This window comes from uncultured Nostoc sp., assembly GCF_964245445.1.
GTDB lineage: Bacteria > Cyanobacteriota > Cyanobacteriia > Cyanobacteriales > Nostocaceae > Nostoc.
This window is the reverse complement of record NZ_CAXTNE010000281.1, coordinates 1-9,734: the sequence shown is the minus strand read 5'-3', so window position 1 is coordinate 9,734 and position 9,734 is coordinate 1. Positions and strand designations below refer to the sequence as shown.

The 9,734-nt window shown below is 40.0% G+C and carries 10 protein-coding genes; 4 read left to right on the top strand and 6 right to left on the bottom strand.

Going from position 1 to position 9,734, the window contains the following annotated elements; genetic code table 11:
* Positions 1–73 precede the first annotated feature (73 nt).
* Entirely contained in the window at positions 74–712 is a 639-nt protein-coding gene (locus ACFE90_RS31535; protein WP_375506272.1) for a cofactor assembly of complex C subunit B, read from the top strand.
* Between the two features lie 349 nt (positions 713–1,061).
* Positions 1,062–1,778 carry a hypothetical protein gene (locus ACFE90_RS31530; protein WP_375506271.1) on the top strand — a complete coding sequence of 239 codons (717 nt, stop codon included), beginning with the start codon at positions 1,062–1,064 and terminating at the stop codon, positions 1,776–1,778.
* A 365-nt stretch (positions 1,779–2,143) separates the two neighbouring features.
* On the opposite strand, the gene ACFE90_RS31525 is transcribed toward ACFE90_RS31530, so the two are convergent.
* Complete coding sequence (locus ACFE90_RS31525; RefSeq protein ID WP_375506270.1) at positions 2,144–3,058, bottom strand: M48 family metallopeptidase; 915 nt, start codon at positions 3,056–3,058, stop codon at positions 2,144–2,146.
* A 375-nt stretch (positions 3,059–3,433) separates the two neighbouring features.
* Here ACFE90_RS31525 and ACFE90_RS31520 point away from each other — a divergent pair, with 375 nt between their 5' ends.
* The gene (locus ACFE90_RS31520; RefSeq protein ID WP_375506269.1) at positions 3,434–3,952 is read left to right on the top strand and encodes a DUF456 domain-containing protein; all 519 of its coding nucleotides are present in this window, start codon (positions 3,434–3,436) and stop codon (positions 3,950–3,952) included.
* Between the two features lie 510 nt (positions 3,953–4,462).
* On the top strand, positions 4,463–5,074 hold the full coding sequence (locus ACFE90_RS31515; protein ID WP_375506268.1) for a PEP-CTERM sorting domain-containing protein: 612 nt from the start codon (positions 4,463–4,465) through the stop codon (positions 5,072–5,074).
* Positions 5,075–5,233: 159 nt separating this feature from the next.
* On the opposite strand, the gene nblB is transcribed toward ACFE90_RS31515, so the two are convergent.
* The 5 genes from nblB to ACFE90_RS31490 form a co-directional block, all read right to left on the bottom strand.
* On the bottom strand, positions 5,234–5,899 hold the full coding sequence (gene nblB, locus ACFE90_RS31510; RefSeq protein ID WP_375506267.1) for a phycobilisome degradation protein NblB: 666 nt from the start codon (positions 5,897–5,899) through the stop codon (positions 5,234–5,236).
* Positions 5,900–5,980: 81 nt separating this feature from the next.
* Positions 5,981–6,445: a CBS domain-containing protein gene (locus ACFE90_RS31505; RefSeq protein WP_375506266.1), complete on the bottom strand. Its 465-nt coding sequence runs from the start codon at positions 6,443–6,445 to the stop codon at positions 5,981–5,983.
* A gap of 157 nt (positions 6,446–6,602) precedes the next feature.
* Positions 6,603–7,019 (bottom strand): 8-oxo-dGTP diphosphatase MutT, encoded by a 417-nt coding sequence (mutT, locus tag ACFE90_RS31500; RefSeq protein WP_375506265.1) that lies wholly within the window; start codon positions 7,017–7,019, stop codon positions 6,603–6,605.
* A gap of 594 nt (positions 7,020–7,613) precedes the next feature.
* On the bottom strand, positions 7,614–7,958 hold the full coding sequence (locus tag ACFE90_RS31495) for a DUF760 domain-containing protein (protein ID WP_375506264.1): 345 nt from the start codon (positions 7,956–7,958) through the stop codon (positions 7,614–7,616).
* 337 nt (positions 7,959–8,295) lie between these two features.
* The gene (locus ACFE90_RS31490) at positions 8,296–9,252 is read right to left on the bottom strand and encodes an RNA polymerase sigma factor, RpoD/SigA family (RefSeq protein ID WP_109009939.1); all 957 of its coding nucleotides are present in this window, start codon (positions 9,250–9,252) and stop codon (positions 8,296–8,298) included.
* Positions 9,253–9,734: the final 482 nt, after the last annotated feature.

Sequence of the window (9,734 nt, the reverse complement as noted above, 5' to 3'; positions counted from 1 at the left end):
GGGGAGGCAGGGGGAGAAGAACTATTAATTATTGTCCAATGCCCAATGACCAATGACTAATGACCAATGACTAATGACTAAACCTGATCCTAATCGAGTTTTGCGGCGTCTACCCATTGTCGTGGGTGGGCTAGGCGCTGTACTTTTGCTGATTAACCGTTTATTGACACCAGAACTAACCCAATCTCAATCGCGTGGTGATGTGGTGGGTGTGATTTTGAGTGCAGTGTTAATTTTGACGGGTTTAATTTGGCAGCAAGTTCAGCCGCGATCGCCTGATACTGTAGAACTAATTGGAGAAGAAGGTTTTGTACTAGCAGCAGATTTACCTGAAGCCATGAAAACAGAGCTAGCCTGGGCATCTCATTTATTGTTGACCAATACAGTAACGCGATCGCTGGTGGTTTATTATCGAGGTAAAGTTTTGTTGCGTCGCGGGATTCTGGGTACTAAATCTGAAATTGTACCAGGAGTAATCTTAAAACAAGTACTCGAAAAACAAAAGCCGATTTATCTAGTTGCGCTAAAAGTATATCCTGGTAGGCTTGAATTTGATTATTTACCAGAAAATACTCAAGGTGTAATTTGTCAACCTATTGGTAACCAAGGTGCCCTAATTTTGGCAGCGAATGCTCCTCGTAGTTATACCAAACAAGATGAAAATTGGATTGCGGGAATTGCTGATAAACTTGCTGTTACTCTTAATAGTTAGGTTATTCGCTACTTTAGAAGTCAGACAATTTTAGATTTTGGGATATTTACCTGTGATTCCACTTCAAAATCTCAAACAAATACACCCATTAAGCCTGAGCGCACAGAAGCAGGTTGGATCTGAAATAGAACTACGTGTGTCGATTGGAGATGAGAAAAAACCGGGAGCGGGTTTACCCCCTTGTTTACCCAGATAATGGCCTCAACTTAATTTTTCAGCAATGACTTAGTGGGGATGAAGCAACTAATAGTCAGGTCGTGTCCACTACCAATAATATAGAGTTACAAACAGAACTCGCAATTGTAAACAAAAATTGGATTTCGTCAGATATTTTTTACCCCTAAATATAATGTTTACGCATTTCAATGCTAACTTCACGCGTATAGATGAGATAGTTCCTAATATATATAAACTTTCTATCTCAAATAATAAAAAGTTTGTTTTCAGTCAATTCCTTATCCTTGATGAGCGCCCTATGCTTATTCATACAGGTCGCTCAAATTGGTTCGAGCAAACTTATCAGCTTGTTTCGTCTGTTTGTGATGCTTCAAAACTTCATTACATTGCCTTATGTCACCTTGAGGCTGATGAGTGTGGAGCGCTTAATCAGTGGCTTGAAGCAGCTCCGCAAGCCAAAACAATTGTGAGTCCTCTAAATCAATCGAATATGGATGACTTTGCACTGCGACCAACAACGGTTCTTAAGAATAACAAAGCTCTTTCCTTGGGTAAAAGAGATATCATACTTATTGAAACTCCTCATTTTCCTCATGGATGGGAGGGTTGTGTATTCTATCAGCCGCAAGAAAAGATGCTTTTTTGTTCCGATCTTGCGGCTCATCCTGGTCAGTTTGAGGAGCCTGTTACCGAGAAGGATCTTACAGAATCTATTATTAAGTTTCAGCAAAAAGTCGGGTTTATGTCTGAAGGTAAAAGCTTCACTCGAGGGATTGAAGCAATAGAAAAGCTGCCCATTAAGTACCTTGCAACAATGCATGGTTCTATTATTCACGGCAAGTCCATCTCGGAGCTTCTTTCAAAAATGAAACAAACCTTTGGTTCTTAAATTGATTGTAGTCGTGAAGATCAGTTAGGCTAATGCTGCTAGCAAGGTTATTTCGTTCCCATGTTCCGTTTTACGTTAGGGGACTTCCAAAAAATAAATTACTCAATTTCTCTATCCAAGACATTATCGTATTCTTCTTGCCCTGCCTCCTCTGCTTTTTCACCTGACAAAATCGCATTGCTCCCAATTTTTGGTCGCACCTTTGGTACGCTGGAAGTGCAACTTGGATTTCAGATGACCCTATGCTCAATGAAACGATTTTGAATTGCTGATAGCACAGTAATTAGCAATTCATTGAGCGTTACAAACGTATTTTGAATTGAAAAATTTAATTTAAAATCGGTAATTTAAAATCTAAAATTTAATCACCAAGAAGTCAAAAAATTCCACCCCTCCTTTTCTTCCGATGTCTTCCCTTCTTTTTCTTGGGCTTCTTCCGGTGTATTTAAATTTTTCAGTTGAATTACATTTTCATATTCTCCTGAATCAACCCATTTCAATAACTCGCCAGCCCGCATAACTACCCACGAAAGTCCGGGTTCTGTATAGCTTAATATTTTGGTAACTTTATCAATACTGTCAAAGTTATTGGATGCAAACTCACGGGCTTGGACAAGGAAATCTTCAATTACAGCAGTAGTCAAATACTCATCTGGTAAACCTGCAAGTTTCATCAGTGTAGTGGTTGCTACGTCGATATCCTGACAAGCAAGCATTGCAGCCCGATCGGCAGTGAACCTGGCCATCATCCGCCAATTATACAAAGCTAGTTCCATACCACTAGCTACCAAGCCACCAACCCCCAGTGTGGTACTGTTCAACAAATTTTTTAAACTTGGCATAACAATTGCCATTTGGTGATAAACCATGTGCTGACTCTTGATGCGAGCGATTTCATGTCCAAAAACGTAAATCAACTCATCTGCGCCAAGCCACTCCATTGCATCTAAATTTATACCGACAAGGGGTTTTTCTACGCCAACAATGTAGGTTTGAATGTGACCTGTACCTCGAAACAGATACAGTTCAGGAAGTGGAGCAACATCAAGAATTTGGCAGGTTTCTACAAATTTCTCATGCAATTGAGGAAAATTACGGGATGAAATTCTGATTTCACTACCAAGGCTTTGCAGCCTGAGTAAGCGATCGATGCCGTATTCGTTAATTTTTTTGAGTAGCAGAGAGACACCGGGCATATTTTGCAAAGAAGCCAAGGCTTTGCGATCAAAAGGGTGTTCGTAAACTGCTGAACTCAGTCCAGTTAAAATTTTTCTCGTCATGGGTTTTGAGCTTTATCTTAGAGTGTTTGGGAAGTTCAGTTACTCAGTACGAACGGCTTATGCTTTCATTACGCCTGTGGTTAGGGGTTTGGGATTCATTAATTGCCCCTGAACGCGTGTACTTTTGCGTAAGTCCTAAATATAAATCGCATCTGGAGAGCAAATTAATTAGTCCCCACAACCGACAATTACCAAGACGAGCCAAAAGCGATCTAGAGAGAGATTTTACCAGATTGAAACAGTAAATCATATTTAGTTCAGGTTTAAAGTCTTAAGTATTTATTAGCATCTTACCCAGATACAATATGCAGTAGGGGCGTACAGTTTGCTGTGCGCCCCTACTACTGGGAAATTTAGAAATTTACAATTCTATTTATGCAAATTATTTATTGGCTATTACTTGCTGTAATGCTTGTTGGAATCATTGGTGCTGTAGTTCCTGCCATTCCTGGTAGCAGCTTAATTTTAATTGCAATTATCGTCTGGGGAATCGTTAGTAGTTCCTTTGCAGCTATTAAGATTCCCCTAATTGTGACAGTTATCGTTTTACTGCTCAGTGTTGGAGTAGATTTTTTAGCTAGTTATGTGGGAGCAAAACAAGCTGGAGCTAGCAAGTGGGGGCAAATTGGCGCAATTGTCGGTTTGGTAGTGGGTTTTTTGGGATTATTGCCAACATTGCCTTTTGGTGGCCCACTGTTAGGAATTTTACTAGGGCCGCTTTTGGGAGCAATTATCGGTGAGTATCTTTACCGACGTGAATTCGGGTTGGCCATTAAAGCGGGTATAGGAATTGTAGTCGGATCATTGGTTGGAAATTTGATTCAAGGGTTGTTAGCGATCGCCGCAGTTGTAGTTTTCGTGACGACAACTTGGCCGCAGGTATTTAGCTCTTAGCATTTCAAAGGTATGACACATATTCAATTTCATAACAAAGACCATCCATAGTAAACAAATACAGAGGTTCCTCTCCTTTCTTCTACAAGAGGAACCATTTCCCTAAGTATTTGTAACTAGAGAGATTATAGAAGATACACTGCATACTCCATTTATCTAAAAGATAGTTAAGTAATTCTAAGTATATAAAATTACTATTTTGTTGATACTATGTAAACAGCCTTTCTTAAAGCCAAACCTATTGCCAACAATCTAAACCTTAGGGAGCCTGAAATATACGAAGCACACATATATAAGAAATTAAAATTTCATGAAGGATGGTAATGCCTTAAAGATGTGATGAAGACCACTCAGTAAATATTGCAGGGTCTAAGTCTATGTGATTTTATGGAGATAAGAAATACATCACGCAAGTTTCGCTTTCACTGACAGTATTTTCTATAAATTACTGAGATTAAAAGTAAAGCAATTGCTCTGATTAAAGGTTATTACTAGGAACCTAAAACGATAATGATTAATTTTAAATCTAGATTACTAAATGCAACTCTAGCCGTTACTGCTGCCATCCCCTTAGCTACTGCTGGGTTGTTTACCTCTGCTGGTTCTGCTCAAGCATACACTGGTGGTTTTACGTTTGATGGAAATGGTACTGTAGCCAACATTACTAATACTGGTACAACCTTCGCTCCTAACCCAGGATCAATTGCGTTAGGAGTCAAACAGGGAGATTTTCTTGGCGATACAAATGGGACTATTTACAGCTTCTTAAATGCCAGCTTACCTTCTAAGTTTATAGATGTTGGTCCTCAAGACAATATTAAACTTCTTAGTTTAACCAATCTTCTAACACCAGCATTTACATCAATCTTCGGAGGTACACAGATCAGCTTTAATTTCACGGGAGTGTTTGAGGATGGAACTAATGCAATAGGAAACATTGATTTCACTACCTTAACTAGTTTGGCAGATGCGACTAGTGCATACAGTGGTGGTGGAACAATTTCAGCAAGTTTCAAAGGTCTTAGTGTAACTGCCGTTCCAGAACCAACTGTATTATTAGGTTTGGGTGCAGTAGGTGCAGTAATGGCTATGTCTCGCCGCCGCAAAAGTTTCGTTCAATAGACCTAATTCTAAATATAAAAAAGTTACTTTTAGCAACTAAAAGTAACTCTTATTTATCAATTCGATTTGCTTGGAATGCAAAATTTTTCCAACCAAGTCGAATTTTTTCTTTTGTCACACAAATCTATTTAAAGGTGAATTTTTTAATCTGAGATAGACTTAAACTGATTGCAAAGATTGTTTCGCTTCAGTTGCGATCGCATCTACTTCATCATTAGCCAGAGTTTCTAATATAGATTTGGCTTCTGCACTACCCAAACGAGCCAAGGCTTGTACAACTCTATAACGAATTTGCCAATCTGGATTGGTAGCATAAGAAGCCAACAAAGGAACTGCTTGTAAATCTCCCAAGTCTCCCAAAGAACTAATAGCAGCAGTTTGGACTAATTCGTTTTCTGATGAGAGTGCCTCTTTGAGTAGTTCAAAGGCTCGTGGATCGGCCAACTCTCCTAATGTAGCAATGATACTGAATTGTATTAACCATTCACTAGTTGTATGGTAAAGGTGCTGCAAGTCTTCAAAAGCTTCATGTAACTTCAAAGCGCCCAAACAGTCTGCTGCTGCTGCTTGTACATCTACTTCGGAGTCATGAAGCAAGCGATCGCGCAAGATATCCAAAGATAATTTTAAATCTTGTGTTCCGAGTGTATCCATTTGACTCACCGCCGAGTAACGGACACGCGAATTGATATCGCCAATAGCACTTTGAATTAATTCAAAACCGATTGCAGGTTCCAGTTCGCGGATTTGATTTACTGCACGTAAGCGATCGCCTAAATTCTCAGAACTGAGCAATTGCCTAACAGATTCCGGAGTAATACTCATCTAGTTATCCTGATTTTCAAAGGTGTAAAAAATAGTCATTAGTCAACAGTCAAAAAACTCTGGACAAATGACAAATGACGATTAATCTTGACTTGCTGCCATTGCCCGAATAATATCACCACGAGTAAGAATACCAATTACTTGATCCATGTCGTCAAGTACTGGCAAGCGGTGAACGCTGCGATCGTGCATAATTGTAGCGGCTTCCCTTAAAGTTTTATCAGGGGAAATAGCGATTGGGTTTTTACTCATCACCTCCCCAACGGTTTGCCCTAAAGCTTTGTGCAAATCACGTTCATAGGTAGCAGGATTTTTTAAATAGATAACGCTATCAAGAAACATGATGTACGCAGGTGGAGTAACACCAGTTTCTTGCCACATCAAATCGGTTTCTGATATAATACCCACCAATTTACCGACATCATCCACAACAGGTAGTCCACTGATGTGGCGTTCTGCGAGAATTTGGATAGCTTCATTCAGTGGAGTTTCCACCCGAACGACAATAGGATCGCGGCTCATCACATCGGCAACGGTTTTAGGCATTTATTTATTTACACTTTTAATCAAAGTCCCTGCGCTTATTGTAGAAAATTGCGGGACTCAACCTGATGCAATTAATAGATTGTTACGGTATTGGGCATTGAAAAGAGGCAGAGGGGCTCTTAGCTGGGGGCAGAGGGGAAACTTTCTCCCCTGCTCCCTACTCCCCACTCCCTTTTAAAGCAGCAATAATTTGAATATTTGCTTTAGGAAAAGTAAACTCCTCCAGTTCTTCCAAGGTTACCCAACGAATTTCATCGGATTCCAAAGGTTGGGGAATACCTGTAACATGGCGACAATGATGTACTGTGAGGGTAACACGCAAGTCTGTATATGTGTGGTCAATAGTAATCAGATGCTCTCCTACTTCAATTACTATTCCCAGTTCTTCGGAAATTTCTCGTTGAATACACTCGCTGATAGTTTCACCAGGCTCAATTTTACCGCCAGGAAATTCCCACAAACCACCCATTGCTCCTTCTGGACGACGGCGATCAATTAAAATTTGCTCTTGCTCGTTCCAAATTACTGCAACACCAATGATTTTATGGGGTGGAAGAGAGTTGATTTTACTCATAGTTTATGGGTAGATAGGCAGAGTTAACGATTCAAAATTCAAAATTAAAGACATTTCTGACAGGGGTTTAAATCCCGACTGTAGCAAGATTCCCCAGAGTAATTAATGCTATATGTAATTGTTGGGGTCTTAAACTCTTTAATTTACAATAAAGTTCCTAATTTTCCACTTTAACCCTTGATTCAAAGTATGCTGTTGACTCATAATAAAACTCGGCAGAGTTTATACTACTTTGCCGAGTTTGAATTTATTGCTAATATGATTTATTGTAGTTAGTTTACCTACACGTGTGTATTATTCATTTAGAGATACACCTCTAATTCAACTGATTACCAAACTACATAAGTTCATAGAGAACCACATTCCAAACCTTTGCGATAACCTTTGCACTCCTAATATGCAGTTCGGCAAGGTGCCTATGCGTTTAAATTTCAATTTTAATTTGTCACTGTTTTGGATATTTTAAAAAGATTTAGCTGATTCTTGATTGGGAATTAGGAGCAAAGATTTCGCAGAGGTTCATTTTAAATTCGTATCGCCATAACTGTGACTAGCTATAAACCCAACAAGAATATTGAATTTACTATTATATTTCTAGTCAATTTCGCTGCTGTTGGTTTCAGCTCCTTGTAGGGCAATTTCAAAATCCATTCTCTGTTCAGCATTACGCAAGAAATAACCACTAATCATAGCAGAAGCCAGAAGCCGACCTAGACTTTCTCTACTGGTAGTTACAGTAACGCCAAAGTTTTCTGAAGGCAGATTACCTAATAGTCCTATAATATTCCGTTCCATTACCTGAAAAACTTCGGCAGACTTGGGTTTAGATAGTTGGGTAACTGTTTCTGGACTCAAGGATTTAACATACTGCCATAGTAAATCGCTAGTTTCTGATTCACTATTAAAAAATTCTGAGACACGATTGGATGAGTTATTCATTTTTTAGCTCCTTAACTACCACTGCTAGCTGCGGTGCTTGTTATTTGAATATTAAATGTCTGTTTTGGTTTAAACTTAGCTAGCTCTTTTGTCTTCATGTCAACTAATGTAACAGCCAAGCTTAAGAGTGGAAGTAGGTGTAACCGTACCAAAGTCAGCGTATTTTCTCACCCATTTATCATTAGTCCTTTGTAAATAACTAATAACAAAGGACTAATGACCCTTACGGGTGACGCTCGTTCCTCGCTAACGCTGCGCTAACGCCTCGCTCATGGGGGAAACCCCCATCGCCCTTGGCGTCTCCCCTTGGGAGAAGACCGCGCTGGCTCACTAATGACTAACTTGCCAAATATTCACCCATGTTGGCTTTAGACTTGCGAAGTTTCGTTAAAGCTTCCCGCTCAATTTGCCGGACTCGTTCTCGGCTGATGTTCAGGATTTCACCAATTCTAGCCAGCGTCAGCGCTTGCCCATCAGTTAAGCCAAAGCGCAACGTGATCACTTCCTTCTGTTGTGGCGTGAGGTCACCCATCAGGCGATCTAAGTCATAAGATAAGGAAGATTGCATGACAAACTCTTCTGGCGATGCTCCTGGATCTTCCAGCATTTCTCCAAGTTCAGTGTCGTAATTATCACCCAAGCGCAAATCCAAGGAAAGGGGCAAACGCGCCTTTTCTAGATACTCTCGTACTTGTTTGGGAGTCAATTCTAATTCTTCAGCTAGCTCACCAGCTGTCGGAGCGCGTCCCAATTTTTGAGACAATTGGCGCTGTGCCTTTTTAATTTTATTTAATTTTTCAGTGATATGGATAGGCAGCCGAATAGTGCGAGCTTTTTCGGCTATAGCACGAGTAATAGCTTGCCGAATCCACCAATAGGCATAGGTAGAAAATCTATACCCTTTGGTAGGGTCAAACTTTTCTACGCCCCGTTGCATACCAATACTACCTTCTTGGATCAAGTCCAGTAAATCGACGTTGCGCTTTATGTACTTTTTGGCAACGGAGACTACCAGCCGCAAATTGGCTTCTACCATCTTACGCTTGGCAATCTCACCATCAGCGATCGCTTCATTCAACTCTGCTGGTTCTAGCTTTGTCGCTTTGGCCCATTCTTCTAAAGTCGGTTGACGACCTAACTGGGTGGCAAGAGATTCTCTTGATTCGTGCAAAGTGCAAGAACGTTGCACCTGTTTACCATAGAAAATCTCTTCCTCGTGTGTTAAGAGTGGCACACGGCCAATCTCACGCAGGTAAGTCCGCACGAGGTCTGTGGCTGTCTGAGCGGTCTTCATGGCGCTACTCTTTGGTAATGATGGGTTTGGCGGTAGGGTCATTAAGGGATAGATGCTTTTTTAAGGTGCTACCCAGTCAGGCTGGGAACCTATGCTATGGTTTGCAACTTACGCATCCGAGAAACTCGGCTGCTCATAATAATCAAATTTAGGCTTCTTAACTGCTAAAAGTTACAGCTATTTCCTACTTTGCACAAGTATCTACAGTTAGATAAAAGATCGCTTTTTAAACATTTTTCTATTGGAGCCTTATTAACAATTGTAACATTTATGAGAATATTTTGGCTATATGGCGACATTAAATTTCCTGGTTATTCCAGTTCATGCAAGGTTGCCCTTTCTCTGTAGGCTGACTTGAAGTAAATTTAAGAAATTCTCAGGTTCAAATAATTTTCCTCATATTTGTTAAGGTATCTCTAATGAGAACTATAGTCATTCTCTTATAACAATTACTTAATTTTTGTGAGGACTGGGGAATGGGG